The sequence below is a fragment of the Halomonas sp. AOP30-A1-24 genome, from assembly GCF_052378165.1.
GTDB lineage: Bacteria > Pseudomonadota > Gammaproteobacteria > Pseudomonadales > Halomonadaceae > Vreelandella > Vreelandella citrativorans.
Window position 1 is genome coordinate 116,937 of the sequence record NZ_JBQSXL010000001.1, and the last position, 23,020, is coordinate 139,956.

Annotated in this window: 36 protein-coding genes and 1 riboswitch; of the genes, 10 read left to right on the forward strand and 26 right to left on the reverse strand. The window is 56.0% G+C overall.

Translation table 11 applies throughout. The annotated features are described in order from the left end of the window. Nucleotides 1-46: 46 nt before the first annotated feature. From ACT3TJ_RS00510 to ACT3TJ_RS00520, 3 genes are read left to right on the forward strand one after another with little or no spacing between them, the layout of a single operon-like run. Nucleotides 47-781, forward strand: a complete 735-nt coding sequence (locus tag ACT3TJ_RS00510) for a metal ABC transporter ATP-binding protein (RefSeq protein WP_193056579.1) — start codon at nucleotides 47-49, stop codon at nucleotides 779-781. Beyond that, nucleotides 765-1,655 carry a metal ABC transporter permease gene (locus ACT3TJ_RS00515; RefSeq protein ID WP_193056580.1) on the forward strand — a complete coding sequence of 297 codons (891 nt, stop codon included), beginning with the start codon at nucleotides 765-767 and terminating at the stop codon, nucleotides 1,653-1,655. The genes ACT3TJ_RS00510 and ACT3TJ_RS00515 overlap by 17 nt, the downstream gene beginning before the upstream one ends. Nucleotides 1,656-1,676: 21 nt before the next feature. Further along, nucleotides 1,677-2,759, forward strand: coding sequence for a metal ABC transporter substrate-binding protein (locus ACT3TJ_RS00520; protein ID WP_444621347.1), 1,083 nt, complete (start codon nucleotides 1,677-1,679; stop codon nucleotides 2,757-2,759). Here ACT3TJ_RS00520 and ACT3TJ_RS00525 read toward each other — a convergent pair. Beyond that, nucleotides 2,756-3,628 (reverse strand): LysR family transcriptional regulator, encoded by an 873-nt coding sequence (locus tag ACT3TJ_RS00525; protein ID WP_319643845.1) that lies wholly within the window; start codon nucleotides 3,626-3,628, stop codon nucleotides 2,756-2,758. The genes ACT3TJ_RS00520 and ACT3TJ_RS00525 overlap by 4 nt on opposite strands. A 147-nt stretch (nucleotides 3,629-3,775) precedes the next feature. On the opposite strand from ACT3TJ_RS00525, the gene ampC reads away from it, so the two are divergent. Beyond that, nucleotides 3,776-4,939, forward strand: coding sequence for a class C beta-lactamase (gene ampC / locus ACT3TJ_RS00530; protein WP_407647886.1), 1,164 nt, complete (start codon nucleotides 3,776-3,778; stop codon nucleotides 4,937-4,939). A 131-nt stretch (nucleotides 4,940-5,070) separates the two neighbouring features. Continuing rightward, nucleotides 5,071-5,736: a cupin domain-containing protein gene (locus ACT3TJ_RS00535; protein ID WP_193056584.1), complete on the forward strand. Its 666-nt coding sequence runs from the start codon at nucleotides 5,071-5,073 to the stop codon at nucleotides 5,734-5,736. Here the strand turns inward: ACT3TJ_RS00535 and ACT3TJ_RS00540 are convergent. Both ACT3TJ_RS00540 and gloA read right to left on the reverse strand, forming a co-directional pair. Beyond that, entirely contained in the window at nucleotides 5,733-6,098 is a 366-nt protein-coding gene (locus tag ACT3TJ_RS00540) for a DUF6164 family protein (RefSeq protein WP_087108910.1), read from the reverse strand. The two genes, ACT3TJ_RS00535 and ACT3TJ_RS00540, sit on opposite strands and share 4 nt — an antisense overlap. 1 nt (nucleotide 6,099) lies before the next feature. Beyond that, the gene (gene gloA / locus ACT3TJ_RS00545; protein WP_087108912.1) at nucleotides 6,100-6,633 is read right to left on the reverse strand and encodes a lactoylglutathione lyase; all 534 of its coding nucleotides are present in this window, start codon (nucleotides 6,631-6,633) and stop codon (nucleotides 6,100-6,102) included. A gap of 229 nt (nucleotides 6,634-6,862) precedes the next feature. Then, nucleotides 6,863-6,958, forward strand: a riboswitch (TPP riboswitch). Between the two features lie 24 nt (nucleotides 6,959-6,982). On the opposite strand from gloA, the gene thiM reads away from it, so the two are divergent. From thiM to ACT3TJ_RS00570, 5 genes are all read left to right on the forward strand, one after another. After that, nucleotides 6,983-7,783, forward strand: coding sequence for a hydroxyethylthiazole kinase (gene thiM / locus ACT3TJ_RS00550; RefSeq protein WP_193056585.1), 801 nt, complete (start codon nucleotides 6,983-6,985; stop codon nucleotides 7,781-7,783). Beyond that, nucleotides 7,783-8,397 (forward strand): thiamine phosphate synthase, encoded by a 615-nt coding sequence (gene thiE, locus ACT3TJ_RS00555; protein ID WP_193056586.1) that lies wholly within the window; start codon nucleotides 7,783-7,785, stop codon nucleotides 8,395-8,397. Before thiM ends, thiE begins: the two co-directional genes overlap by 1 nt. After that, complete coding sequence (locus ACT3TJ_RS00560) at nucleotides 8,394-9,314, forward strand: LysR family transcriptional regulator (RefSeq protein ID WP_193056587.1); 921 nt, start codon at nucleotides 8,394-8,396, stop codon at nucleotides 9,312-9,314. Before thiE ends, ACT3TJ_RS00560 begins: the two co-directional genes overlap by 4 nt. A gap of 86 nt (nucleotides 9,315-9,400) precedes the next feature. Continuing rightward, entirely contained in the window at nucleotides 9,401-9,817 is a 417-nt protein-coding gene (locus tag ACT3TJ_RS00565; RefSeq protein ID WP_193053638.1) for a DoxX family protein, read from the forward strand. Nucleotides 9,818-9,920: 103 nt separating this feature from the next. After that, nucleotides 9,921-10,658 carry a DODA-type extradiol aromatic ring-opening family dioxygenase gene (locus tag ACT3TJ_RS00570; RefSeq protein ID WP_193053639.1) on the forward strand — a complete coding sequence of 246 codons (738 nt, stop codon included), beginning with the start codon at nucleotides 9,921-9,923 and terminating at the stop codon, nucleotides 10,656-10,658. Nucleotides 10,659-10,781: 123 nt separating this feature from the next. On the opposite strand, the gene ACT3TJ_RS00575 is transcribed toward ACT3TJ_RS00570, so the two are convergent. The 23 genes from ACT3TJ_RS00575 to rplV all read right to left on the reverse strand — a co-directional run bounded on the left by ACT3TJ_RS00575 (nucleotide 10,782) and on the right by rplV (nucleotide 23,012). After that, nucleotides 10,782-12,140 (reverse strand): D-alanyl-D-alanine carboxypeptidase family protein, encoded by a 1,359-nt coding sequence (locus ACT3TJ_RS00575; protein ID WP_407647882.1) that lies wholly within the window; start codon nucleotides 12,138-12,140, stop codon nucleotides 10,782-10,784. A 274-nt stretch (nucleotides 12,141-12,414) separates the two neighbouring features. Further along, nucleotides 12,415-12,801 carry a 50S ribosomal protein L17 gene (rplQ, locus tag ACT3TJ_RS00580; RefSeq protein WP_018917717.1) on the reverse strand — a complete coding sequence of 129 codons (387 nt, stop codon included), beginning with the start codon at nucleotides 12,799-12,801 and terminating at the stop codon, nucleotides 12,415-12,417. A 39-nt stretch (nucleotides 12,802-12,840) separates the two neighbouring features. Further along, complete coding sequence (locus ACT3TJ_RS00585; RefSeq protein ID WP_172117703.1) at nucleotides 12,841-13,836, reverse strand: DNA-directed RNA polymerase subunit alpha; 996 nt, start codon at nucleotides 13,834-13,836, stop codon at nucleotides 12,841-12,843. 120 nt (nucleotides 13,837-13,956) lie between these two features. Next, nucleotides 13,957-14,577 carry a 30S ribosomal protein S4 gene (gene rpsD, locus ACT3TJ_RS00590; RefSeq protein ID WP_087108925.1) on the reverse strand — a complete coding sequence of 207 codons (621 nt, stop codon included), beginning with the start codon at nucleotides 14,575-14,577 and terminating at the stop codon, nucleotides 13,957-13,959. Between the two features lie 12 nt (nucleotides 14,578-14,589). Further along, nucleotides 14,590-14,976 carry a 30S ribosomal protein S11 gene (gene rpsK / locus ACT3TJ_RS00595; RefSeq protein ID WP_009099028.1) on the reverse strand — a complete coding sequence of 129 codons (387 nt, stop codon included), beginning with the start codon at nucleotides 14,974-14,976 and terminating at the stop codon, nucleotides 14,590-14,592. Nucleotides 14,977-15,015: 39 nt separating this feature from the next. Next, nucleotides 15,016-15,372 (reverse strand): 30S ribosomal protein S13, encoded by a 357-nt coding sequence (gene rpsM, locus ACT3TJ_RS00600; protein ID WP_192536496.1) that lies wholly within the window; start codon nucleotides 15,370-15,372, stop codon nucleotides 15,016-15,018. A gap of 123 nt (nucleotides 15,373-15,495) precedes the next feature. Beyond that, nucleotides 15,496-15,609, reverse strand: a complete 114-nt coding sequence (gene rpmJ, locus ACT3TJ_RS00605; RefSeq protein WP_009099023.1) for a 50S ribosomal protein L36 — start codon at nucleotides 15,607-15,609, stop codon at nucleotides 15,496-15,498. 50 nt (nucleotides 15,610-15,659) lie between these two features. Then, nucleotides 15,660-16,991 carry a preprotein translocase subunit SecY gene (secY, locus tag ACT3TJ_RS00610; RefSeq protein WP_087108929.1) on the reverse strand — a complete coding sequence of 444 codons (1,332 nt, stop codon included), beginning with the start codon at nucleotides 16,989-16,991 and terminating at the stop codon, nucleotides 15,660-15,662. Next, nucleotides 16,992-17,426, reverse strand: a complete 435-nt coding sequence (gene rplO, locus ACT3TJ_RS00615) for a 50S ribosomal protein L15 (protein WP_193053640.1) — start codon at nucleotides 17,424-17,426, stop codon at nucleotides 16,992-16,994. Between the two features lie 3 nt (nucleotides 17,427-17,429). Next, a complete protein-coding gene (gene rpmD / locus ACT3TJ_RS00620) occupies nucleotides 17,430-17,612 on the reverse strand; it encodes a 50S ribosomal protein L30 (protein ID WP_087108933.1) in 183 nt (60 codons plus the stop codon). A gap of 6 nt (nucleotides 17,613-17,618) precedes the next feature. Next, nucleotides 17,619-18,119 (reverse strand): 30S ribosomal protein S5, encoded by a 501-nt coding sequence (gene rpsE, locus ACT3TJ_RS00625; RefSeq protein ID WP_172117708.1) that lies wholly within the window; start codon nucleotides 18,117-18,119, stop codon nucleotides 17,619-17,621. Between the two features lie 11 nt (nucleotides 18,120-18,130). Beyond that, entirely contained in the window at nucleotides 18,131-18,481 is a 351-nt protein-coding gene (rplR, locus tag ACT3TJ_RS00630; protein ID WP_008959159.1) for a 50S ribosomal protein L18, read from the reverse strand. Nucleotides 18,482-18,490: 9 nt separating this feature from the next. Next, a complete protein-coding gene (gene rplF, locus ACT3TJ_RS00635; protein WP_193053641.1) occupies nucleotides 18,491-19,021 on the reverse strand; it encodes a 50S ribosomal protein L6 in 531 nt (176 codons plus the stop codon). Nucleotides 19,022-19,030: 9 nt separating this feature from the next. Then, a complete protein-coding gene (gene rpsH, locus ACT3TJ_RS00640) occupies nucleotides 19,031-19,423 on the reverse strand; it encodes a 30S ribosomal protein S8 (protein WP_172117710.1) in 393 nt (130 codons plus the stop codon). Between the two features lie 32 nt (nucleotides 19,424-19,455). After that, nucleotides 19,456-19,761: a 30S ribosomal protein S14 gene (rpsN, locus tag ACT3TJ_RS00645; RefSeq protein WP_172117711.1), complete on the reverse strand. Its 306-nt coding sequence runs from the start codon at nucleotides 19,759-19,761 to the stop codon at nucleotides 19,456-19,458. 10 nt (nucleotides 19,762-19,771) lie between these two features. Next, nucleotides 19,772-20,311 carry a 50S ribosomal protein L5 gene (rplE, locus tag ACT3TJ_RS00650; RefSeq protein WP_193053642.1) on the reverse strand — a complete coding sequence of 180 codons (540 nt, stop codon included), beginning with the start codon at nucleotides 20,309-20,311 and terminating at the stop codon, nucleotides 19,772-19,774. 18 nt (nucleotides 20,312-20,329) lie between these two features. Continuing rightward, the gene (gene rplX, locus ACT3TJ_RS00655; RefSeq protein ID WP_009723895.1) at nucleotides 20,330-20,644 is read right to left on the reverse strand and encodes a 50S ribosomal protein L24; all 315 of its coding nucleotides are present in this window, start codon (nucleotides 20,642-20,644) and stop codon (nucleotides 20,330-20,332) included. 14 nt (nucleotides 20,645-20,658) lie between these two features. Beyond that, complete coding sequence (gene rplN, locus ACT3TJ_RS00660) at nucleotides 20,659-21,030, reverse strand: 50S ribosomal protein L14 (protein WP_172117712.1); 372 nt, start codon at nucleotides 21,028-21,030, stop codon at nucleotides 20,659-20,661. A gap of 51 nt (nucleotides 21,031-21,081) precedes the next feature. Continuing rightward, on the reverse strand, nucleotides 21,082-21,342 hold the full coding sequence (gene rpsQ / locus ACT3TJ_RS00665) for a 30S ribosomal protein S17 (protein WP_009723897.1): 261 nt from the start codon (nucleotides 21,340-21,342) through the stop codon (nucleotides 21,082-21,084). Nucleotide 21,343: 1 nt separating this feature from the next. After that, nucleotides 21,344-21,535, reverse strand: a complete 192-nt coding sequence (gene rpmC / locus ACT3TJ_RS00670) for a 50S ribosomal protein L29 (protein ID WP_027337514.1) — start codon at nucleotides 21,533-21,535, stop codon at nucleotides 21,344-21,346. Beyond that, nucleotides 21,535-21,948 carry a 50S ribosomal protein L16 gene (rplP, locus tag ACT3TJ_RS00675; protein ID WP_007112000.1) on the reverse strand — a complete coding sequence of 138 codons (414 nt, stop codon included), beginning with the start codon at nucleotides 21,946-21,948 and terminating at the stop codon, nucleotides 21,535-21,537. Before rplP ends, rpmC begins: the two co-directional genes overlap by 1 nt. Before the next feature lie 15 nt (nucleotides 21,949-21,963). Further along, nucleotides 21,964-22,668: a 30S ribosomal protein S3 gene (gene rpsC, locus ACT3TJ_RS00680; protein WP_087108946.1), complete on the reverse strand. Its 705-nt coding sequence runs from the start codon at nucleotides 22,666-22,668 to the stop codon at nucleotides 21,964-21,966. An 11-nt stretch (nucleotides 22,669-22,679) separates the two neighbouring features. Further along, the gene (gene rplV, locus ACT3TJ_RS00685; RefSeq protein WP_009723900.1) at nucleotides 22,680-23,012 is read right to left on the reverse strand and encodes a 50S ribosomal protein L22; all 333 of its coding nucleotides are present in this window, start codon (nucleotides 23,010-23,012) and stop codon (nucleotides 22,680-22,682) included. Nucleotides 23,013-23,020: the final 8 nt, after the last annotated feature.

Below are 23,020 nucleotides of genomic sequence, written 5' to 3' on the forward strand. Positions count from 1 at the left end.
TTGTAGCGCTGTGGGCGCTGGTGGTGTGGGCTGGTGGGTGGCCTAAATGAGTCAGCGCACAACATCACGCTTACAGCTTAAGAATTTGCACTTGGCCCAGGGGCATCGCACCGTGCTTGAGCATGTGGATGGCGATATCAGGCCGGGGGCTATTACGGCGTTAGTGGGTGCCAATGGGGCCGGTAAAAGCACTCTGATCCAAGCCATTATGGGCGAACTTCGCCCGGCAGGCGGCAACGTCATATGCAGCGTTCCTTCTGAACGCCGTGCCTGGCTGCCCCAGCAGTTGGCGCTGGACTTAACCTTTCCCATGAGTGTGGAGGAGTTGGTCATGACCGGCAGCTGGCCAAGCCATGGGGCACTAAAAGGCTACTGTGCGACGCACTACCGTAAAGGTCGCGACATCATGGCGCGTTTGGGTATTTCGCACTTGGCTCACCGCCCGTTAGGCGAGCTTTCCGGTGGCCAGCGCCAGCGGGCCTTGATTGGGCGTACGTTGATGCAGGAAGCCGAGCTGTTACTGCTGGATGAGCCTTTTGCCAACGTGGACAGCGACACGGTCGATATTTTAATCCGTATCCTGCGCCAGATGGCCGATGACGGTACGACGATTATTATTGTTCTGCACGATATGGACCATTTACGCCGCCTGGCCGATGAAATATTGATGTTAAACGGCGGCCATGCCCGCTGGGTGGCACCCAGTGAACTACATCATCAGCCACTGCCCGCCCAGGCAGTACCTTTTACGCTGGGGGAGCACCATGCTGGAACTGCTTAACACGTGGCTAATTGCGCCGTTTGATTACGGCTTTATGCGCCGCGCGGTGGTCGGTGGGTTAGCGCTGTCCATTGCGGCCCCGCCCTTGGGCGTTTTTCTGGTGCTACGCGGCATGAGCCTGATTGGCGATGCCTTGGCGCACGCCATTATGCCGGGCGTGGCAATCGGCTTTTTACTGGCCGGGTTCTCGCTGCCCATTATGAGCATTGGCGGCGTATTGTGCGGGTTAATGGTAGCGCTACTTGCCGGAGCTGTATCGAAGATAGGCGGCCAGCGTGAAGATGCGGCCATGGCGAGCTTTTTTATTATCTCGCTGGCGGCGGGGGTCATGCTGATCTCGATGGGAGGCAGCAGCGTTGACTTAACCCACGTTCTGTTTGGGTCGATTTTGGCCGTTAACTCCACCGCATTACTACTGATTGCAGGCATCAGCACGCTGATTCTGGTGACCCTGGCGATCATCTTCCGCGCGCTGGTGGTGGAGTGTTTGGACCCGCTTTTTTTACGCGGCCAAAACCGCCGCAACGGCTGGGTGCATAGCGTGTTTTTAGCCTTGCTGGTGCTCAACATGACGGCGGGCTTTCAAACGCTGGGCACGATGATGGCGGTGGGTTTAATGATGCTGCCCGCCACCGCCGCGCGTTTTTGGAGCAGGCGCCTTGAGGGGCTAATGGCGATTGCGGTCGTGATCGCCATGGTCGCCAGTACCGGTGGCTTGCTGCTCTCTTTTCATCTGGATATTCCTTCGGGGCCGAGCATTATTCTGCTGGCCGGCGTGGGCTATCTTTTCTCGGCGATGTTTGGGCGCTACCACAGCCTGGCTGCCCGGCTAAGGCGTAAAACAGCCCCGCTCAATGCTGAGGCATCTACGTAACATCATTCAACAGGAGTCGGTATGTCTTTACGGTTATCTTCGCGCTTATTGGTTGGCGTATCCGCCATGTTGGCACTGCCCGCGGCCATCGCAGCAGACCGCGTTCAGGTGGTGACAAGCTTCTCCATCCTGGCCGATATGGTCGAGAACGTGGGCGGTGAGCACGTTGAAGTAACATCGCTGGTGGGGCCTGACGGTGATTCGCACGTCTACTCCCCTCGCCCAAGCGATGCACGCGCACTGACAGAAGCAGACCTTGTGGTGTTCAACGGCCTACTGTTCGAAGGCTGGATGGAGCGGCTCATTGAATCCAGCGGCTACAACGGCGCATTGATAACGGCCACCGATGGCATTAACAAGCTCGACTACCATGGTCATGGACACGACCACGGGCATGACCACGATCATGACCATAATCACGACCACGGGCACGACCACGGGCACGACCACGGACACGACCATGCGCATGGTGAATTTGATCCTCATGCCTGGCAGGATATGGCCCAAACGCGGATTTACGTTGCCAACATCCGTGATGGGTTGATTGAGGCCGATGAAACTAACGCCGATGAGTACCGGGCTAACGCCGATAACTACCTGGCCAGCATGGCAGAAGTCGATGCTGAAATTCGTGAGCTCATCAGCGAAATCCCGGCCTCAACCAGCGTGATTACTGGCCACGACTCCTTTGGCTACTTCTCGAATGCTTACGGCGTCAACTTTTTGGCACCTACCGGCTTATCGACCGAAGTAGAACCCAGCGGCGCCAGCATGGCCGAGCTGGTGGACGTGATCAACGACCAGAACGTACAAGCCCTGTTCCATGAAAACATGACCAATCCTGCGGTCATTCAGCAGCTTTCTGAAGAGACGAGCCTGCCGATTGCCGGAACGCTATATGCCGATGCGCTCTCTTCCGAGGGCGAAGCGAGCACCTACCTTGGCATGATGCGCCACAATGCGGTAGTGCTGCACGAAGCACTGGCCCAGCCGGGCCATGATGACCATGCGCATGACGGCCACGACCATGCACATGACGATCATGACCACGACCACGACCACGACCACGGTCATGATCACAGCGAGCATAGCCATAGCCACTAGGCATTGGTTGCTAAGGTCAGCCACTCTCTGAAACAGGCCATGGCCTGGGTTTCTGGCCGCGACTGTAAGCGCGTCAGCCAGTACCCGCCTAAACTCACCGCGGTGCTGAACGGTTGCACCAAAGCACCGCTGGTGAGCGGGCGTGAGAACATTGAAGGCGGTGCCAGGGCGATGCCTACGCCCTGCTGTGCGGCTTCTATCATGGCAATAGAAGAGTCAAACACGATACTTCTTGGCACAGAAACACTGCTTGATAACCCCGCCGCCAGTAGCCACTGCGTCCACTCATCGGTGCGATAAGAGCGTAGCCATGTTTCACCCACGACATCAGCCGGCGTCTTTAGCCGGGTGGCGATGTCAGGCGTGCACATGACCGACAGCGAGGCTGGCAACAAGGGCTGGGCCGCAATACCGTGCCAGGCGCCTGTTCCAAAGCGGATAGCAAAGTCGAACCCTTCCGCGGCCATATCCGTACGGTTGTTATGGGTCGAAAGGCGCAGATCAATAAACGGATAGCGCTCCTGAAAGTCAGCAAGCCTGGGCAGCAACCAGCCGACGGCGAACGTGCCCACCGCGCCCACATTCAATACCTCCCGGTAGTTCTGCTCGCCTAATTGATCCAGCGTGTGCGTAATCTGATCAAACGACGCCTTGAGGACCGGCAGTAGCATTTCGCCCTCTTGCGTTAACATCAGTCCGCGCGGCAGGCGGGTGAACAGTGCTACCTTCAACTGGCTCTCCAGCAGTTTTACGTGATGACTTACGGCCGCTTGCGTCACGCATAGCTCGGCAGCCGCTCGGGTAAAACTCAGGTGCCTGGCCGACGCTTCAAAGGCACGCAGGGCTTTTAGTGGTAAGTAGGGACGCACGACACAGACCCCCAAATTTTTCTAATGGCTTATGCAAAATATCGCTGTTTGTCACCTTGTACGGTTCGCCGTAACGTAAGCAACGAATCAGCGGGGCCAACACCCGATGTTAACCAACAACACGTAACGGGTTTTCTGATGAACAAGATGTTAACAGCAAAGAATGCGCTTATTGTGGCAGGTTCGTTTCTTATCAGCGCTTTTGGCTATGCGAATGATGATCCGCGCAGTCTGCCGGTGGCGTCGGTGGTCAACGACACTATCGTAGCCTTGATGGACGCGCACAGTATCCCGGGCATGGCCGTAGCGGTGAGCGTTAGGGGCACACCCTATTACTTTAATTATGGGGTCGCCGATCAAGAGGCTGGCGTGCCGGTAACTACCGATACGCTGTTTGAGCTGGGTTCCGTCAGCAAGACGTTTACGGCGACGCTGGCGGCTTACGCTCAGGCCAGCGGTGCTCTGTCACTTTCTGACTCCGCCAGCCAGTACCTGCCAGCCCTTGAAGGAAGCGCCTTTGATAACATCAGCCTATTGGAACTGGGCACCTACACGGCGGGTGGGCTGCCGTTGCAGTTTCCAGATAGCGTCAACAACGAAGACGACATGGTCGCCTACTACCGCCAGTGGGCACCGACGTATGCGCCCGGCACCCATCGACTCTATTCAAATCCGAGCATTGGATTACTCGGTTACCTGACCGCCCAGCGGCTTGGAAAACCTTACGCCCAGTTGATGGAAGCGCATGTGTTTTCAGCACTCGGCCTTGAGCACAGCTACTTGCAGGTACCTGAAGACGCCCAGGCGAACTACGCCTTCGGGTACTCAAAAGAGGATGAGCCGATTCGGGTGAACCCCGGCGTACTGGATGCAGAGGCCTACGGGGTAAAGTCGAATAGCGCCGATATGCTGGCGTTCATTAACGCCAACATGGACAACTCCGCGGTGGATGAACCGCTGCGCGAAGCACTGGAAGCAACCCGGATGGGTTACGTCAACATGGGCGATATGACCCAAGGCCTCGGTTGGGAGCGCTATGCCTACCCTGTGTCGCTTGACCAGCTACAAGCAGGCAATTCGATGGAGATGGTGCTGGAGGCTAACAAGGCCGGGCAGCTTCAGCCACCGTTACCGGCAGATGACGATGTGTGGTTTAACAAGACGGGCTCAACCAATGGCTTTGGCGCCTATGTCGCCTTTGTACCCAGCCAGCAAATAGGCATCGTGATGCTCGCCAACCGCAATTATCCCAACCAGGCACGTATTGAGGCCGCCCACCATATTCTGACGACGCTTGCGGCGACGCCCTGAAAAAAACCGCCTTTATACCACGAGCCTTCCTAAAGGCTCGTCATTAAAGCGCTCTTTTATGCATTGCATTTTGGGTGGTGGATAAGGAGACTTGCACTACCGCGATCCCCCCACTGCAAAGAGCCAACACCATGCGCCTTAACGCCGACTTTAGCCACTTTGCCTGCGTAACGCCGGACCAATATCAATGGGTCGATTCGCCCAGTGCAGGCGTCACACGCATGATGCTTGATCGCATCGGCGAGGAAGTCGCCAGAGCGACCAGCCTGGTACGCTACGCGCCCAACAGCCAGTTCACCGCACATACCCACGACGGCGGGGAAGAGATCCTTGTACTAGAGGGCGTGTTCGGTGATGAGCACGGCCGCTACCCCGCGGGCACCTATCTGCGCAATCCTATCGGTACGGGCCACACCCCGCACATAGGCGATGAGGGCGCGCTCATCCTGGTGAAGCTTCACCAGTTTGCAGCCAATGACATTCTTCAACTGGCCGTTCCTGCTCACCGTTTACCTTGGCAGCCGGACCGTCGCCCAGGCATTACCTATAAAATGCTGCATACCTTTCACCAGGAGCGCGCCAGCCTGGAGCGGTGGGAGGCGGGCGTGACGATTGTCTACCCAACGCTGGGCGGTGGCCTGGAAGCGTTTGTTCTGGAAGGCACCTTGTGCGACGGCGATACCGAATACCCGACGGGCAGCTGGTGTCGCTACCCTCCCGGCGCCGCTCCCCAACTTAGCGCGGGCAGCGAAGGGGTCAAGCTCTACTTAAAACGCGGGCACCTGCGGCTTGATTAACGTGTCAGGCCAAGAAATGGCAACAGCGTAAGCAGTGCCACCATGACGACCGCCACCATTACCAGGGTGACCTGAAAGGGATGCGCCGCCAGGCGGCGCCATAAGGTAGGTGCATCGCCTTGGCTCACGGCCTCGGCGTGCGCTTGCCGAGCCTTGGTGAAGCGCTCGGCTTGATACACCGCCAGTGCTGCTTCGGCCGCCTCACGCTGGGTTTCATCACGCAGCCAGATCGCGTCCACCCCTAAGCGGAAAAAACCGGCCTGCGTTTCATAGGTATCAAAACCATGTTCTGCCAGTAGTGAGCGGACTTCCATGGCTTCTTCATCGGTAACGTAGCGCAGCCGAAACAGCAAGTGTGCCATATCAGTCGCCCATCGCCGCCATTAGGTCGGCCTGGATAACTTCGATCCAGTAGCCGTCCGGGTCTTTCACAAAAATGACGCCCTGCATTTTGCCTTGGTCCGCCCGCTTTATGAACGTTACATCGTGCTCATCAAACCATGCCTGGGCCGCTTCCAAGTCCGGTACGCTAAAGCAGATATGTCCAAAGCCCTGCGGTTCGGCATTGCCATCGTGGTAGGCAAAATCGTCCTGGTCTTCGGTGCCCCAGTTATGGGTAAGTTCTAACAGCCCCTTTTGGCTGAAGGTCCAGGCCGTACGCGCCTGGGTATCTTCCGGCACCTGGTCGCTGGCTTCCAGGTTCGCCAGAAAGTAGAGCGAAAACTGCATCTCTTCGAAATCCAGCCGACGCAGTACCTGCATGCCAAATACCTGGGAGTAAAAGGCCAATGAACGCTCGGGGTCTTTCGCCCGCAGCATCGTATGGTTTAAGCGAAACCCTTGGGTTTGCGCAGGGGCCGGACGAACGCCTTTATGCTGTTCACCTTGCAAAGTCATCTTGGGCTCCTTGTGGGGAATTATGCTGTTAAATGAATTGATTGAGCGGTTATCTTTGACAAAAACCATACCGTGTACAAGCCTATCTCTAACCGTTTCACACCGCATGATACCGTTGTGATGACATACCATGAGGGCAGAACAGCCATTATTCCAGCCCCGCTTACCCTACCGGCCTCCCCTTACACATCGCCTGCGCTTTACAGCACCGCCCAAGGCAAGGATAGTAGCCTGACGACAGGGGCGCTTGAGACGCTCAAGCTGAGATGCACCCTTAGAACCTGAACCGGATAATACCGGCGTAGGAAGTCGCGGTGTCATCACACCCGATCTACGCTGTGAGGTGGCCATGACATCACTCCCGCTGAGCGACGCGCTTTCCGCTGTACAACGCACCACGCCGTTAGTGCACTGTATTACCAATTTTGTAGCGATGAACAGCACAGCTAACTGCCTGCTGGCTGTCGGCGCTTCCCCTGCCATGCTGCATTCAACTGAGGAAGTCGCTGAGTTTACTCGCTTGGCCGGGGCACTTTCGATCAATATCGGCACGCCTTCACCACACTGGGCAGAAGGTATGCAACTTGCCGCCAGAACGGCCAACGAGAGCAATACGCCTTGGGTATTGGACCCGGTTGCGGTGGGCGCCACTTACTACCGTCAAACGCTTTCACAAACGCTATTGGCTTTTAAGCCCAGCGTGATCCGTGGCAATACCTCAGAAATCATGACGCTTTCCGGCTTGACCCACGCGGGCCGAGGAGTGGATGCCACAGCCTCTACGGATGAAGCGCGTGAGGCTGCCATAAACCTCGCCAAGCAGCAACGCTGTGTTGTCGCGATGACCGGCGTTCAGGATTTTATTACCGATGGCACTCAGCACTGGCGTCTGAGCGGCGGGCACGCGCTTATGCCGCGTGTCACTACGCTTGGCTGTGCGTTAAGTGCCACCGTTGCCGCCTTTGTAGCGGCCAGCCCCGAAGCTCCCTTGAACGCCACGTTAGCCGCACTTACAAGCTTTGCTATCGCGGGTAGCCGCGCTGGACAACAGGCGGCAGGCCCGGGTAGTTTTCAGGTAGCCCTGTTGGACGCCTTGTATCAGCTAACACCTACAGACGTCCGTCAGTTTACCGGGCTGGAGGAAGGCTAATGCGTTTTGATCTTTCGCTTTATCTGGTCACTGACGCTCAACTCTGTAAAGCCGCAGGGCTAGAGCGCACCGTGATTGAGGCCGTCAAAGGGGGCGTCAGCTTTGTTCAACTGCGCGATAAACACGCAAGCGATACCGACATGATTGAACAGGCCAAGCGTTTGAAAGCCGCCCTGGCGGGTAGCGGGGTACCGCTGGTGATTAATGACCGCTTGAACGTTGCCTTGCAAAGCGGCGCCGATGGGCTGCATGTCGGCCAAAGCGATACAGCGGTTCAAGAGGCACGGGCAGCCATGGGGCCAGAGGCAATTATCGGGCTTTCGATTAATACGCTTGAGCAGCTTCACGCAGCCCCCGTGGCCCTGCTCGACTACGTGGGCCTGGGCCCGGTGTTTACCACCCAAAGCAAGCAGGACCATGCTAAACCGTTGGGGTTTGAAGGCCTGGCTCAATTAGCCGCGGCCTGCACCTTGCCAAGCGTGGCCATTGGCGGGCTCAAGGCTGAACACGCCCAGCAGGTCGTTGCAGCCGGTGCCAATGGCTTGGCGGTTATCTCCGCCATTTGTGGCCAGCCTGACCCTTACCAGGCCGCACGGGCGTTGGCTCGGCCATGAACCAGCTCGACCATATTGCCGCTTTTGTCAAAGTTGCCGAGCTTGGCAGCTACACGCGGGCCGCTGAGGCGTTGGATCTTTCCCGCACGCGGGTATCACGCGTTGTCATGGCCCTTGAAGAGACGCTCGGGGTGCGGCTTATTCAGCGCACCACGCGGCGCCTGCATTTAACCGCCGAGGGCGAGCGCTACCTTGCGCATGCCCAAGCGATTTTACAGGCCCTTGATGAGGCTGCCGCCGACGTAGGCAGCGGCATTTCTGAAATAAGCGGCCGTTTACGCATCAACGGCCCCATGAGTTTTGGCATGCGCCACCTCTCCCCGCTGGTGGCGCGCTTTATGGTGGCATATCCTGGCCTGGATGTACGCCTGGATTTAGGTGACCGCCGCGTGGATCTTCTCGAAGAGGGCTACGATGTGGCCATTCGTATTGGCAACCTGCCCGACTCAAGCCTGATCGCCAGGCGCCTGACGCGCTGTCAAATGCTGTTTTGCGCATCTCCGGCGTACCTTGAAACCCATGGCGTGCCGGCAAATGCAGAGGCGCTTGCGCACCACCGCTGCCTGCGTTACCGCAGCGATTTAGCCAATAGCAACTGGCGTTTTGAACATATGACACTGACACCCCAAGGCCCGCTTGAAAGCAACAATGGCGATGTTTTAACCCATGCCGCCGAGGCAGGCATCGGTATCGCTCATCAACCCAGCTTTTTGGTAACGGAGAGCATTATCGCTGGGCGGCTGGTTCAGGTACTGCCGCACATCCCCCCCAAGATGCTGGATATTCATGCCATTTACCCTGCGCGACGCTTTTTACCTGCCAAGGTAGAGCGGTTTATTGAGTTGTTAACGGACGCCTGGGGTAGCCCGCCTTACTGGGAGCAGGAGATGGGATTGTCGCCTATTTCGCAACAGTGATGTTTGGTACGCGTGGATTATCTCTGCCGTCAATGAACGTAAAGTGTCCCCATTGAACTTTCAGCACTGCCCAATGGAGATACCCCATGAATGCATCTTCTTCCACCATGAGCACGAACCTTCAACCCCACGCCATCGCTCTGCTGCGACTATCACTTGGCGTGATGGCACTCGCCCATGGCCTGACCAAGGTGTTTGTGTTTACCCTGCCGGGCACGGTCGCCTACTTTGAGTCACTGGGCCTACCAAGCGTTATAGCCTACTTAACGATTCTGGGAGAAGTTGGCGGCGGCCTGGCCTTGATTCTGGGTATTTATACGCGCTGGATTAGCCTTGCAATGATTCCTCTGCTGCTGGGTGCTACGTCCGTGCATCTTGGCAACGGCTGGGCGTTTACCAACGCTGGCGGTGGTTGGGAGTTCCCGGCATTCTGGACCGTTGCCCTGCTCGTGCAGGCAGGTTTAGGCGGCGGCAGCTTTACACTGAACCGCCGCGTTAGCTAATCGCGTTAGGCGCACCCAAACGAGTTTATCTATCACCTTTTCTCCGCCATGCCTTTGCTCGCGCCCTGGTCACTGCCAGGGCCTTCTGCCAGGAGACGTTGTTATGCTACCCAGTCTTTTTATATCCCACGGCTCTCCCATGCTGATCCTCACCCCTACGCCTGCCCATCACTTTTTACGTTCGCTGGGCAAGCGACTGACGCCCAAGGCGATCATTGTGGTTTCGGCGCACTGGGAAAGTCAGACGCTGAAAGTCAGTAACAGCCCTTCGCCAGAAACCCTTCATGACTTCGGCGGCTTTCCCCGCGAACTGTTCGAGCAGCAGTACCCGGCACCTGGCGAGCCTGCACTGGCCAACCGCTTGGCCAAATTACTGGGGGCCTCAGAAGTGGAACGAGGGTTTGACCACGGCACCTGGGCACCTCTTTCGCTGATGTTTCCCAAGGCGGATATTCCTGTCGTTACGCTATCGCTGCCTGTGCGTTGGTCTAACGACAAGCTCGTTGAGCTGGGTAAGCGCCTGGCGCCACTGCGTGAAGAAGGTATTCTAGTGATCGGGTCGGGCAGCCTGACCCATAACCTTTACGAAACCATGCCGCTTGATAACCCGATGCCCAACTGGGTCGGCGCTTTTGCAGAGTGGGTCGATACTCAGCTTGTGAACAATGACCGTGAGGCGTTGCTTGCCTGGCAAACGGCCCCCGAAGCGAGCAGGAACCATCCAACGCCCGAGCATTTTCAGCCGTTACTGGTAGCCATGGGCGCAGGCGATGATGTCACACCGCTCCACCGCAGCGTTGAGCATGGCGTGCTGGCAATGAACGCGTACGCCTTTGCCTAGCCTAAGCGATTGCGCGCGTACGTGTGCACTGGTGAAAAGCCGTTGTGGGTCGTGACATCAACCATAAAAAAACCCCACCAGCTCATAAAAGCTGGTGGGGTTTTTTGACATTTAAAACAAGGCTTAAAGGCTTGCGTTGACCACCATGCACTCCATGCCTTGCAGTTGTAGTTCACGGCAGGCTTCACGGGCGCGATGCTCATCCAAAGCCACCAGGCGAGCACGGTATACCGGCGTCTGGCCTTCAAGTGTATCCACCTCCACGCGCCCGGCCAAGTTTTGCGTTAAGCGTTGGGCCGCTTGTTGGGCCAGCTGTTGAGCCTGCCCTTGCTGGCTAAATGCACCCACCTGGATACCCCAGGCGCCGGCCGGGGGAGCTTCCACCAAGCGCTCACTTTGAATAAAGTCCTGCAAAGGGTCAGCGTTAGACGCGCGGGACGCCTCGGCCGGGCCTTCAACGGTGATCGTGGCCAGTTGCTCGTCTACGCTGGTATTAGGGGCAGGTGACAGCGTGGTCGTTTCAATACTGGCAAGCATTTGGCTTGGCGCAGGTGTTGGCGCCTTGGGGGGTGCCACGGGAGGTGTAGAACCACCAAACCCCATAAACTCCTGAGAAAAACTGGTATTGGCGACCCATGTACGCTGATCGCGCAGCTCAGCGCGCATAAAGCCTCGGTCGAGTAAATCGGCCATATGAGTATCACGCGATGAAGAGCTAAACCCTCCCATCACAATGGCAACCAGCCGCCGGCCATCATGCACGGCAGTCGTCGCGACGTTAAAACCAGAGGCACGAATAAAGCCGGTTTTTAAGCCATCAGCGCCAGGGTAGTCGCGCACCAGCCGATTATGACTGGTGTGGCGCTTGTCGCGATAAGTAAATTCCTGAAGACCGAAGTAATGGTAATACTGTGGAAAATCCTGCATGACACGCACCGAGAGCGTGAGCATGTCCCGCGCGGAGGTAATTTGCTGGTCATCAGGAAGTCCCGAGGCGTTGCGGAAGGTCGTGGCTGTCATACCTAACTCTCGCGCCTTTTCGGTCATAAGCCGCGCAAAGCGCTGCTCGCTACCGCCCAACGCTTCAGCCACCACAACGGCGACATCATTCGCCGAACGCACAGCCAGGGCGCGGATAGCGGTATCGACAGGAATCGTACTGCCCGCAGAAAGCCATAATTTGGTAGCGGGCATGGCCGCGGCCTGGGCAGAAACAGCGAGGGGCTCATTGAGCGTTAAAGTGCCACTTTCCAGCGCTTCAAAGGTCATGTACAGCGTCATCATTTTGGTCAGCGAAGCAGGATAACGCGGTGCATCCACATTTTCTGCGTATAAAACTTCACCGTTATCAAGGTCGACCACAATACCTGCGTAACGTGGATTCGCCTGCACGGTCGAGGTGGTGATGATCAATAGCAGTAACATCGTTACCGCTAGCCATGCCCTCGACGCCTTGTTATCGTTTACTCCCCTCGTCACCATGTCTGCCCCTTGATGATTCATTTACGCTGGAAACGAGACGCACACTTCTTCCTCGGCCTGCACGCGTACACCCCCGCATTGAATAATGCGCCATGAATCAGTTCCCAAGGGTAAACAACTGCAGCGCCAATGGCCCCGTCAATTCACTCTAGACTAGCACGCTCGTCGGACAATTTAACGTTTATAGCGGCATTACTCGATACGCCAGGCATAAAAAAAACCGACCCAGCTGGGTCGGTTTTCATTCTGCTTTAAAGAGGCAGCAACTAAAGATTTACTCTTCAGCAGCGGCTTCTTCAGCAACCGGACGGTCTACTAGCTCAACGTACGCCATAGGCGCGTTGTCGCCGGTGCGGAAACCGCACTTGAGAATACGGATGTAGCCACCCGGACGCTCGGCGTAACGCGGACCCAGCTCATTGAACAGCTTGCCAACGGCTTCTTTGGAACGTGTGCGAGAGAACGCCAAACGACGGTTCGCAACGCTATCCTGCTTGGCTAAGGTGATCAGCGGCTCGATAACGCGACGCAGTTCCTTGGCCTTGGGCAGGGTTGTCTTGATGACTTCATGTTCGACCAGCGAGACAGACATGTTCTTGAACATGGCCTGACGATGCGAGCTGGTGCGATTCAGATGACGACCACTCTTACGATGACGCATGGTTGTAATTCCTTACCAAACTGGGACTCAAGTCGACACTCACGCGGTGGCCTTGTCGTCCTTCAGGCTAGCGGGCGGCCAATTTTCCAACCGCATGCCGAGGGACAAGCCGCGCGCCGCCAAAACGTCCTTGATTTCATTCAAGGATTTTTTACCGAGGTTCGGTGTCTTCAACAGCTCAACTTCTGTGCGCTGGATAAGATCACCGATATAGTAAATATTCTCGGCTTTTAGGCAGTTCGCGCTGCGAACGGTCAACTCAAGATCGTCTACGGGGCGCAATAGGATTGGATCAACGTGATCTTCTTCCTCTTCGACTTCCTGCTCTTTATCAGCTTCAAGGTCGACGAAGGCGGCCAGCTGCTCTTGCAGAATGGTCGCACTGCGACGGATAGCCTCTTCCGGATCCAAAGTACCGTCGGTTTCCAGATCGATAATCAGCTTATCGAGGTCGGTGCGCTGCTCAACACGAGCGGCTTCAACCGAGTAGGAAACGCGGCGGACAGGGCTGAAGGTGGCATCCAGCTGCAGGCGGCCAATAGCACGGGTCTCTTCATCAGAGCCACGGGCGTCAGCCGGTTCGTAGCCACGACCCAGCGCTACCTTAAGCTGAATTTTCAGCTCGGCACCTTCATTGACGTGTGCAATGACGTGGTCCGGGTTGACGATTTCGACGCTATGATCAAGCGCAATGTCGCCAGCAGTGACGACGGCTGGGCCCTGCTTGTTCAGCGAGAGCACCGCCTCATCGCGGCTGTGCATCTTGATCGCAACATCTTTCAAGTTCAGGAGGATTTCGATGACATCTTCCTGCACCCCTTCGAGCGCACTGTACTCGTGCTCTACACCCGCAATTTCAGCCTCTACCACGGCAGCGCCGGGCATAGACGAAAGCAGAATGCGACGCAGTGCATTCCCCAGGGTGTGACCAAAACCACGCTCGAACGGTTCGAGAACGATTTTGGCATGATGTGCGCTGATTTCTTCGACCTTGATGTCGCGAGGACGAAGAAACTCTGTCACTGAACGCTGCATATGAACACCTTTCAGGCTGCCAAACGGATACTGAGTTCTTAAGAACCGTACTCAAGAGCATCTGGGCGGTTAGCTTTGCTATCCCGCCCAGGCTTCAAGAAGCAGATTAATTAACGCCGCTTACTTGGAGTACAGCTCGACGATCAGGTTTTCGTTGATGTCGGCAGTCAGGTCACCGCGTTCAGGCAGAGCCTTGAAAGTGCCTTCCATCTTCTTGGCGTCGATTTCAATCCAGAGGATATCGCCACGGTTGGCCGCAATGGTCAACGCGTTTTGAATACGTGCCTGATTCTTCGCCTTTTCGCGAATAGCAACAACGTCACCCGGCTTCACTTGGTAGGAAGCAACGTTAACGGTGCGGCCGTTCACGGAAATCGCCTTGTGGCTAACGAGCTGACGCGCTTCAGAGCGAGTCGAGCCGAAACCCATACGGTAGACGACGTTATCCAGTCGGGATTCAAGCAACTGCAACAATACTTCACCGGTCGCACCTTTCAGGCGAGCAGCTTCTTTGTAGTAGTTACGGAACTGTTTTTCGAGTACGCCATACATGCGACGTACTTTTTGCTTCTCACGAAGCTGCAAGCCGTAGTCTGAAAGACGCTGACGACGCTGGCCGTGTACACCCGGGATTTGCTCGGATTTACACTTTTTCTCGAAGGGAGTCACGCCACTCTTCAAAAAGAGATCGGTGCCTTCACGACGAGACAGTTTGCACTTCGGTCCAATATAACGAGCCATGAATCTGTCTCCTTAAACGCGGCGTTTCTTAGGCGGACGGCAGCCATTATGGGGAATGGGCGTCGCGTCTACGATGCTTTGCACGCGGAAGCCTGCGGCATTGAGTGCGCGCACGGCGGATTCACGACCGGGACCTGGGCCTTTAACCAGTACGTCTACGTTTTTCACACCATACTCGGCTGCAGCAGTCGCTGCACGCTCGCTTGCTACTTGAGCAGCGAACGGGGTGCTCTTGCGAGAACCACGAAAACCCGAACCACCGGCAGTTGCCCAAGAAAGAGCATTGCCCTGGCGGTCTGTGATCGTCACGATCGTGTTGTTAAAAGAGGCATGGATATGCGCAACGGCGTCCACTACCTGCTTTTTAACCTTTTTACGGTTACTACGCGGGTTAGCCATGTTGATGTCTATTCCTGTCTTTACGCCAGAACGTGCGTGTTATTTGCGGATCGGCTTACGCGGGCCCTTACGGGTGCGCGCGTTAGTCTTGGTCCGCTGACCACGCAGCGGAAGACTACGACGATGACGCAGACCACGGTAGCAGCCTAAGTCCATGAGACGCTTAATGTTCAGCGTAACATCACGACGAAGGTCGCCTTCTACGGTGTACTTACCAACTTCAGAACGCAGGGTATCCAGCTCTTCGCCAGATAGGTCCTGGATCTTGGTAGTCAGCGCGATACCGGCAGCAGCACAGATATGCTGCGCGCGAGTACGGCCAATCCCGAAGATATAGGTCAGCGAGATCGCCGCATGCTTGTTGTCCGGGATATTGACGCCTGCAATACGGGCCATCAGCTTACTCCGAAATTTGAGCGGCTTGCTCGTTTATTCATCTACAAAAGGCGCAACAGCATACCCCTTTAAATGCCCTAAGGCAAGGGGTATGCCGAACACCCACTTAAAACAACGTAGGAATTAACCCTGACGCTGCTTGTGCCGTGGTTCGATGCAGATGACGCGAACAGCGCCATTGCGACGAATGATCTTACAGTTACGGCACATTTTCTTTACGGAAGCTCGAACTTTCATCGTTCTTTCTCCAAAAACGGCTCGCGGCGCGCCAATCGTAAGGCGGCGCCTCAGCGCATGATGCCGCCGCTACCGTAGCCTTTCAGGTTGGACTTCTTCATCACCGAGTCATACTGATGCGACATGAGGTGTGACTGCACCTGAGCCATGAAGTCCATGATGACCACCACCACGATCAGGAGCGAGGTGCCGCCAAAAAAGAATGGCACATTCCACGCAACGATCAGGAACTGGGGCATCAAGGAAACCGCAGTGATATACAGGGCACCGAACAAAGTCAGACGCGTCATGACTTTGTCGATATAGCGAGCGGTCTGCTCGCCGGGGCGAATGCCCGGCAGGAACGCACCTGACTTTTTCAAATTGTCAGCTACATCCTTCGGATTGAAGACCAGCGCTGTGTAAAAGAAGCAGAAGAATACCACTGCCGCCGCGAAAAGCAAGATGTAAAGCGGTTGCCCAGGGGCTAATGCTTGTGATGCACGCTGTAACCACTCCATACCTTCACCTGCACCTACCCACTGACCAATAGAAGCCGGGAAGAGTAGGATACTGGACGCGAAGATCGCAGGAATAACACCCGCCATATTCACTTTCAAAGGCAGGTAGCTGCTTTGGCCTGCATACATCTTGTTGCCAACCTGGCGACGTGGGTAGTTCACTTTCAAGCGGCGTTGACCGCGCTCAATGAACACCACAAACGCGACGGTGGCAATACCTAGCACTGACAGCGCTAACAGCGGAAGGACATTCCAGGCCCCTTCGTTACGAGCAAGTTCAAACGCTTGCCCCACGGCACTGGGCAGCCCAGCGACGATACCAGCGAAGATCAGCAACGAAATACCGTTGCCGATGCCCTTCTCGGTAATCTGCTCACCTAGCCACATCATAAACACCGCGCCTGACACAAACGTAATCACGGCGGTGAAATAGAAGCTGAAGTCAGCGCTGTAAGCGATGCCTTGGCTAGCCAGACCGACCGACATACCGGTAGCCTGGACAAGAGCCAGTATCACCGTGCCGTAGCGGGTGTACTGGCTAATCTTGCGGCGGCCGGACTCACCTTCCTTCTTGAGCTGTTCAAGATGGGGTGAGACCGCAGTCATCAGCTGCATGATAATCGACGCAGAAATATAAGGCATTATGCCCAAAGCGAGGACGCTCATGCGCTCCAGGGCGCCACCCGAGAACATGTTAAACATGCCCAGGATGGTGCCCTGTTGCTCCCTAAACAAGGCAGCAAGCTGGTCAGGATTGATACCGGGAACGGGAATGTGGGCACCGATACGGTACACCACGATGGCGAGGAGCACGAAGCGCAAACGCGCCCACAGTTCACTCAGACCGCTGCCCATCGCCGGCATATTTCCTGACTTGGCCATTTAGTCCTCTACCTTGCCGCCAGCAGCTTCGATCGCTTCACGGGCACCTTTGGTGACCTTGATTCCACGAACGGTAACTGCCTTGTTCAGTTCGCCTGAAAGGATGATTTTCGCGTGTAGCGTTGCATCCTTCAGCACGTTGGCTTGCTTCAGTGTTTCCATAGTGACTTCGTCACCGGAAACCTTGGCAAGTTCAGCCAGGCGTATTTCTTCAGAGACCAATGATTTAGCAGACGTAAAACCGAATTTCGGCAAACGACGCTGCATGGGCATCTGACCGCCTTCGAAACCAGGCTTGACGCTACCGCCACTGCGTGATTTCTGACCTTTGTGACCACGGCCGCCGGTCTTACCAAGACCGGAACCGATACCACGACCAACGCGCTTTTCAGCGGGTTTGGAGCCCGGGGCCGGGCTTAAGGTATTAAGTTTCATGGATTACTCTCCCTCAACACGCACAAGGTAATTTACCTTGTGGATCATGCCGCGAACGGCAGGGGTGTCTTCCAGTTCAACCGAGTGACCGATGCGACGCAGGCCCAGGCCTTTCATAGTAGCCTTGTGCTTGGGCAAAACGCCGATGGTGCTGCGGATCTGGGTAACCTTGATCGTTGCTGCCATGGTGCCTTACCCCGTGATCGCGTCGACAGACAGACCGCGCTTGGCGGCGATGTCTTCCGGTGCATGCATAGCAGAGAGACCTTTAACAGTCGCTCGTACCACGTTAACCGGGTTGGTGGAACCGTAGCACTTGGCCAGTACATCGTGGACGCCAGCAAGCTCTAATACAGAGCGCATAGCACCACCGGCGATGATACCGGTACCTTCGGAGGCTGGCTGCATGTAGACCTTGGAAGCACCGTGACGGGCTTTCACAGGGTACTGCAGCGTGTTGCCTGCAAGGTTAACCTTGACCATGTTGCGACGAGCCTGGTCCATTGCTTTCTGAATTGCGACCGGCACTTCACGCGCCTTGCCACGACCGAAACCAACACGACCTTTACCATCACCTACGACGGTCAGCGCGGTGAAGCCGAAAATACGACCACCCTTGACCACCTTGGCGACGCGGTTAACCTGCACTAACTTCTCTTGCAGATCACCGTTTTGCTGTTCGTTCTTCGCCATCGTAAAACCCTTTAGAATTCCAGGCCGCCTTCACGAGCGGCGTCGGCCAGAGCCTTGACGCGACCGTGATACTTAAAGCCAGCACGGTCGAAGGCCACCTGGGTGATGCCTGCTTCTTTAGCGCGTTCAGCAATCAGAGCACCGACCTTGGAGGCCGCATCTGAGTTACCGGTCGCACCCTCGCGCAGTGCTTTGTCCAGCGTTGAAGCGCTGGCCAACACTTTGCCACCATCCGGCGAGATAATCTGCGCGTAGATGTGACGCGGGGTACGGTTGACGCACAGGCGATACACGCCCAGCTCGCGGATCTTGGCGCGAGCACGGCGGGCACGACGGAGACGAGATTCTTTCTTCGCGTTCATAACCCTGCCTTACTTCTTCTTGGCTTCTTTGCGACGCACCTGCTCGTCGGCGTACCGAACACCCTTGCCTTTATACGGCTCAGGCGGACGGAAAGCGCGGATTTCCGCGGCGCACTGACCGAGCATCTGCTTATCCGCGCTTTTCAGCACGATCACGGTGTTTTTCGGCGTTTCCGCTGTGACACCTTTCGGCAGTTCGTAGTCGACCGGGTGCGAGAAGCCCAGTGAAAGATTGAGCGTCTGGCCCTTAGCTTGGGCACGATAACCGACGCCAACAATTTCGAGAGTTTTTGTGAAACCCTCGGATACGCCCGTTACCAGGTTCTGAACCAAGGCGCGGGTAGTACCGGCCATTGCCCAGCTCTTGGCAGATTCGCTCGGGGCGAAGGTCAGCTGGCCATCTTCTTGACCAATCACCACGTCCTGGTGAATGGGCAGTGACAGCGTGCCTTGGCCGCCTTTGGCGGTCAGCTGGCTAGCATCGATTTTGATCTCGACACCAGCAGGCACTTTAACCGGATATTTCGCTATGCGGGACATTCCAGCCTCCTAGAATACGGTGCAGATGACTTCGCCACCTACACCCGCCTGGCGTGCGGCACGAGCGGTCATGACACCATTAGAGGTGGTGACAATCGCGATGCCCAGACCATCGGCAACCTTGGGCAGGTTGTCCTTGCCCTTGTACTGACGCAAAGACGGCTTGGAAACCCGCTGAATGTGCTCAATGACCGGCTTACCCTCAAAGTACTTGAGAGTCACGGTTAGTGCAGGCTTAACGCCTTCATCAACCGCAAAGTCGGTAATGTAGCCTTCTTCCTTTAGCACGCGGGCCACTTCCACTTTCAACTTGGAAGACGGCATGACTGCCGTCTCCTTGGTGGCCATCTGCGCATTGCGGATACGGGTAAACATATCCGCCAGAGTGTCTTGCATGCTCATTTAATGTGCGCTCCTGATGATTCTACGTGGCGTTACCAGCTGGACTTTTTCAGACCAGGGACGTCGCCACGCATGGCGGCTTCACGCAGCTTGTTGCGGCCAAGGCCGAACTTGTTGTAAAAACCGTGCGGACGACCCGTGATGCGGCAGCGGTTACGCTGACGTACCGGGCTTGAGTCGCGCGGCAGTTGCTGCAGCTTCAGCGTCGCCTCGAAGCGCTCTTCCTCAGACGTATTCACGCTTGAGATGATTGCCTTGAGCTCAGTACGCTTGGCCGCATACTTCTCGACCAGCTGCGTACGCTTGAGCTCACGCTCTACCATACTTTTCTTAGCCATGATCCAACCCTTATTTCTTAAACGGGAAGTTCAGTGACGCTAGCAGCGCACGACCTTCCTCGTCGGTGTTGGCAGTAGTAGTGATAGTGACGTCCAGCCCCCGAATGCGATCGATTTTATCATACTCGATCTCCGGGAAGATGATCTGCTCACGCACACCCATGGAGTAGTTGCCGCGACCGTCAAAAGACTTCGGGTTAAGACCACGGAAGTCACGCACGCGAGGAATCGCAATGTTAACCAGACGGTTCAAAAAGTCCCACATACGCTCACCGCGCAGCGTTACCTTGACACCAATCGGCCAACCTTCGCGCACCTTGAAGCCCGCGATGGACTTACGTGCTTTGGTCACCAGCGGCTTTTGACCGGACAATTTCTCCAGGTCACCGACGGCATTGTCGATCAGCTTTTTATCACTAACCGCTTCACCGATACCCATGTTCAGAGTCACTTTCGTGATCCGTGGTATCTGCATAACGTTGTTGTAGCTGAACTGCTCTTTGAGTTGAGCTACGACCTCGTTTTGATAACGTTCTTTCAAGTTCGCCATTTTGCTACCCGACTCGCGTTAGGCGTCGATCTGCGTCTGCGTCGACTTGTAGATACGTACCTTGGTACCGTCTTCCTTAACTTGGAAGCCGACGCGATCCGCCTTACCGGTCTCCGAATTGAAGATGGCTACGTTGGACGCGTGAATCGGAGCCTCACGCTCGACGATACCGCCCTGATTTCCCGCCATGGGATTCGGCTTGGTGTGACGTTTAATCATGTTCACACCCGATACCACGAAGCGGTTTTCTAATACCCGCTTAACGGTACCACGTTTGCCTTTATCCTTCCCGGCGATGACGATGACTTCATCGTCACGTTTGATCTTTTGCATATCCGCCTCGCTCCTTACAGCACTTCAGGCGCTAGGGAAATGATCTTCATGAACTTCTCATTACGAAGCTCACGAGTAACCGGCCCGAAGATGCGCGTGCCGATCGGCTGTTCGTTGGTGTTATTCAACAAAACCGCCGCATTTCCATCGAAACGGATCAGCGAACCGTCACTACGACGGACGCCACTACGGGTGCGAACCACTACCGCTTTCATGACTTGGCCTTTTTTGACCTTGCCACGCGGAATAGCTTCTTTCACCGTTACCTTAATGACGTCACCAACGCGGGCGTAGCGACGGTGTGAACCGCCTAGCACCTTGATGCACTGCACCCGGCGCGCTCCGCTGTTGTCGGCGACATCCAGCATTGTCTGAGTCTGAATCATCGGTTTTCTCCAAACCTAATCTGACTGCACTGATCGGCAGACTTTAGGTAATTAACCCTTAGCCTGCTCAACCACCTCGACCAGCGTCCAGGCTTTCTTTTTGGAAAGCGGACGGCACTCCTGAATGGAAACCGTATCGCCTGCCTTAGCCTGGTTCGCCTCATCATGGGCGTGCAGCTTGGTGGAGCGCTTAACGTATTTTCCGTAGATCGGGTGACGTTCACGACGCTCGATCATAACGACGATGGATTTATCCATCTTGTCGCTCACCACCTTACCGGTGAGCGTACGGGTTTTTTTCTCTTCGGCCATCTCAATCACCTGCCTTCTCGTTGAGCACAGTCTTAACGCGGGCGATATCCCGACGGACCTGCTTGAGCAGATGAGTCTGGCTCAGTTGGCCAGTGGCCTTCTGCATGCGCAGGTTAAACTGCTCGCGGAGTAGCTCGAGGAGCTGCTCTTTGAGCTCTCCTGCTGACTTTTCACGAATTTCCTGGGCTTTCATCACATCACCGTCCGTTTCGCAAAGGTGGTGGATAAGGGCATCTTCTGTGCGGCCAGTTCAAACGCTTCACGGGCCAGCTCTTCGGATACGCCTTCAATTTCGTACAGGACCCGACCCGGTTGGATCTGGGCTACCCAGTACTCAACAGAACCTTTACCTTTACCCATACGAACTTCGAGCGGCTTCTTGGAAATCGGCTTATCAGGGAAAACGCGGATCCAGATTTTACCGCCACGCTTAACGTGACGTGTGATCGCACGACGGCCGGCTTCGATCTGACGCGCAGTGATGCGGCCGCGACCAGTAGCTTTCAGACCGTACTCCCCGAAGCTGATCTTGCTTCCGCGATGCGCTAGGCCACGGTTGCGGCCTTTCATCATCTTGCGGAATTTCATACGCTTGGGCTGTAACATCGACTCGCTCTCCCCTTACCTGGAACCTTTCTTCTTGGGCGCGTTGCCGGCAGGCTGCTGTTGCTTAGCCTTGGCACGCACTTCCTCGATACCGCCGAGGATTTCGCCCTTGAAGATCCACACTTTAACGCCGATGACGCCATAGGTGGTGTGAGCTTCGTAAGTGGCGTAGTCGATGTCCGCACGCAGAGTGTGCAGCGGAACGCGACCTTCGCGGTACCATTCGGTACGTGCGATTTCGGCACCACCAAGACGACCTGACAGCTGAATCTTGATGCCGCCAGCGCCAAGACGCATTGCGTTCTGTACCGCGCGCTTCATGGCACGACGGAACATGACGCGACGCTCAAGCTGACCCGCTACGTTAGCAGCGACTAGCTTGGCATCCAGCTCTGGCTTGCGAACTTCTTCGATGTTCACATGAACCGGAACGCCCATCATTTCGGTAAGATCGCGACGCAGACGGTCGACATCTTCACCTTTTTTACCGATCACGATACCCGGACGGGCAGTGTGAATGGTGATGCGGGCGTTGTTAGCCGGACGCTCGATGTGAATGCGGCTTACGGAAGCGCTTTTAAGACGCTCTTCCAGGAAGCTGCGCACTTCGAGATCGTTATTGAGCTTATCGGCATAGGCGCCGCGCTCGGCATACCAGACAGAAGCATGGTCTTTGACGATGCCCAGTCGAATGCCTGTTGGATTGACTTTCTGACCCATCTGGTCGACTCCTACTTCTCGGCTACCTTGACGGTGATGTGGCAGGTGCGCTTCAAGATACGATCCGCACGGCCTTTGGCGCGCGGCTTGATACGCTTGAGCGTCATGCCCTCATCGACGCAGATGGTCGAGACACGCAGCTCGTCGATGTCCATGCCGTTATTTTCTTCCGCATTCGCGATGGCGGACTGAAGCACTTTCTTGACCAGTTTGGCAGCCTTCTTCGGTGAGAAGGTCAGCAGGTCAATAGCTTCGGCGACCGGTTTACCGCGCACCTGGTCAGCCACCAAACGGGCCTTCTGTGCGGATAAAGCAGCGCCACTCAGCTTAGCTGTGACTTCCATCTCTAAAT

What these genes read in the sequence shown, in the direction of transcription:
- ACT3TJ_RS00510 (WP_193056579.1), top strand. Translation starts at nt 47, where the DNA reads ATGAGTCAGCGCACAACATCACGCTTACAGCTTAAGAATTTGCACTTG.
- ACT3TJ_RS00515 (WP_193056580.1), top strand. Translation starts at nt 765, where the DNA reads ATGCTGGAACTGCTTAACACGTGGCTAATTGCGCCGTTTGATTACGGC.
- ACT3TJ_RS00520 (WP_444621347.1), top strand. Translation starts at nt 1,677, where the DNA reads ATGTCTTTACGGTTATCTTCGCGCTTATTGGTTGGCGTATCCGCCATG.
- ampC (WP_407647886.1), top strand. Translation starts at nt 3,776, where the DNA reads ATGTTAACAGCAAAGAATGCGCTTATTGTGGCAGGTTCGTTTCTTATC.
- ACT3TJ_RS00535 (WP_193056584.1), top strand. Translation starts at nt 5,071, where the DNA reads ATGCGCCTTAACGCCGACTTTAGCCACTTTGCCTGCGTAACGCCGGAC.
- ACT3TJ_RS00540 (WP_087108910.1), bottom strand. Translation starts at nt 6,098, where the DNA reads ATGGCACACTTGCTGTTTCGGCTGCGCTACGTTACCGATGAAGAAGCC.
- gloA (WP_087108912.1), bottom strand. Translation starts at nt 6,633, where the DNA reads ATGACTTTGCAAGGTGAACAGCATAAAGGCGTTCGTCCGGCCCCTGCG.
- thiM (WP_193056585.1), top strand. Translation starts at nt 6,983, where the DNA reads ATGACATCACTCCCGCTGAGCGACGCGCTTTCCGCTGTACAACGCACC.
- thiE (WP_193056586.1), top strand. Translation starts at nt 7,783, where the DNA reads ATGCGTTTTGATCTTTCGCTTTATCTGGTCACTGACGCTCAACTCTGT.
- ACT3TJ_RS00560 (WP_193056587.1), top strand. Translation starts at nt 8,394, where the DNA reads ATGAACCAGCTCGACCATATTGCCGCTTTTGTCAAAGTTGCCGAGCTT.
- ACT3TJ_RS00565 (WP_193053638.1), top strand. Translation starts at nt 9,401, where the DNA reads ATGAATGCATCTTCTTCCACCATGAGCACGAACCTTCAACCCCACGCC.
- ACT3TJ_RS00570 (WP_193053639.1), top strand. Translation starts at nt 9,921, where the DNA reads ATGCTACCCAGTCTTTTTATATCCCACGGCTCTCCCATGCTGATCCTC.
- ACT3TJ_RS00575 (WP_407647882.1), bottom strand. Translation starts at nt 12,140, where the DNA reads ATGGTGACGAGGGGAGTAAACGATAACAAGGCGTCGAGGGCATGGCTA.
- rplQ (WP_018917717.1), bottom strand. Translation starts at nt 12,801, where the DNA reads ATGCGTCATCGTAAGAGTGGTCGTCATCTGAATCGCACCAGCTCGCAT.
- ACT3TJ_RS00585 (WP_172117703.1), bottom strand. Translation starts at nt 13,836, where the DNA reads ATGCAGCGTTCAGTGACAGAGTTTCTTCGTCCTCGCGACATCAAGGTC.
- rpsD (WP_087108925.1), bottom strand. Translation starts at nt 14,577, where the DNA reads ATGGCTCGTTATATTGGACCGAAGTGCAAACTGTCTCGTCGTGAAGGC.
- rpsK (WP_009099028.1), bottom strand. Translation starts at nt 14,976, where the DNA reads ATGGCTAACCCGCGTAGTAACCGTAAAAAGGTTAAAAAGCAGGTAGTG.
- rpsM (WP_192536496.1), bottom strand. Translation starts at nt 15,372, where the DNA reads ATGGCCCGTATTGCAGGCGTCAATATCCCGGACAACAAGCATGCGGCG.
- rpmJ (WP_009099023.1), bottom strand. Translation starts at nt 15,609, where the DNA reads ATGAAAGTTCGAGCTTCCGTAAAGAAAATGTGCCGTAACTGTAAGATC.
- secY (WP_087108929.1), bottom strand. Translation starts at nt 16,991, where the DNA reads ATGGCCAAGTCAGGAAATATGCCGGCGATGGGCAGCGGTCTGAGTGAA.
- rplO (WP_193053640.1), bottom strand. Translation starts at nt 17,426, where the DNA reads ATGAAACTTAATACCTTAAGCCCGGCCCCGGGCTCCAAACCCGCTGAA.
- rpmD (WP_087108933.1), bottom strand. Translation starts at nt 17,612, where the DNA reads ATGGCAGCAACGATCAAGGTTACCCAGATCCGCAGCACCATCGGCGTT.
- rpsE (WP_172117708.1), bottom strand. Translation starts at nt 18,119, where the DNA reads ATGGCGAAGAACGAACAGCAAAACGGTGATCTGCAAGAGAAGTTAGTG.
- rplR (WP_008959159.1), bottom strand. Translation starts at nt 18,481, where the DNA reads ATGAACGCGAAGAAAGAATCTCGTCTCCGTCGTGCCCGCCGTGCTCGC.
- rplF (WP_193053641.1), bottom strand. Translation starts at nt 19,021, where the DNA reads ATGTCCCGCATAGCGAAATATCCGGTTAAAGTGCCTGCTGGTGTCGAG.
- rpsH (WP_172117710.1), bottom strand. Translation starts at nt 19,423, where the DNA reads ATGAGCATGCAAGACACTCTGGCGGATATGTTTACCCGTATCCGCAAT.
- rpsN (WP_172117711.1), bottom strand. Translation starts at nt 19,761, where the DNA reads ATGGCTAAGAAAAGTATGGTAGAGCGTGAGCTCAAGCGTACGCAGCTG.
- rplE (WP_193053642.1), bottom strand. Translation starts at nt 20,311, where the DNA reads ATGGCGAACTTGAAAGAACGTTATCAAAACGAGGTCGTAGCTCAACTC.
- rplX (WP_009723895.1), bottom strand. Translation starts at nt 20,644, where the DNA reads ATGCAAAAGATCAAACGTGACGATGAAGTCATCGTCATCGCCGGGAAG.
- rplN (WP_172117712.1), bottom strand. Translation starts at nt 21,030, where the DNA reads ATGATTCAGACTCAGACAATGCTGGATGTCGCCGACAACAGCGGAGCG.
- rpsQ (WP_009723897.1), bottom strand. Translation starts at nt 21,342, where the DNA reads ATGGCCGAAGAGAAAAAAACCCGTACGCTCACCGGTAAGGTGGTGAGC.
- rpmC (WP_027337514.1), bottom strand. Translation starts at nt 21,535, where the DNA reads ATGAAAGCCCAGGAAATTCGTGAAAAGTCAGCAGGAGAGCTCAAAGAG.
- rplP (WP_007112000.1), bottom strand. Translation starts at nt 21,948, where the DNA reads ATGTTACAGCCCAAGCGTATGAAATTCCGCAAGATGATGAAAGGCCGC.
- rpsC (WP_087108946.1), bottom strand. Translation starts at nt 22,668, where the DNA reads ATGGGTCAGAAAGTCAATCCAACAGGCATTCGACTGGGCATCGTCAAA.
- rplV (WP_009723900.1), bottom strand. Translation starts at nt 23,012, where the DNA reads ATGGAAGTCACAGCTAAGCTGAGTGGCGCTGCTTTATCCGCACAGAAG.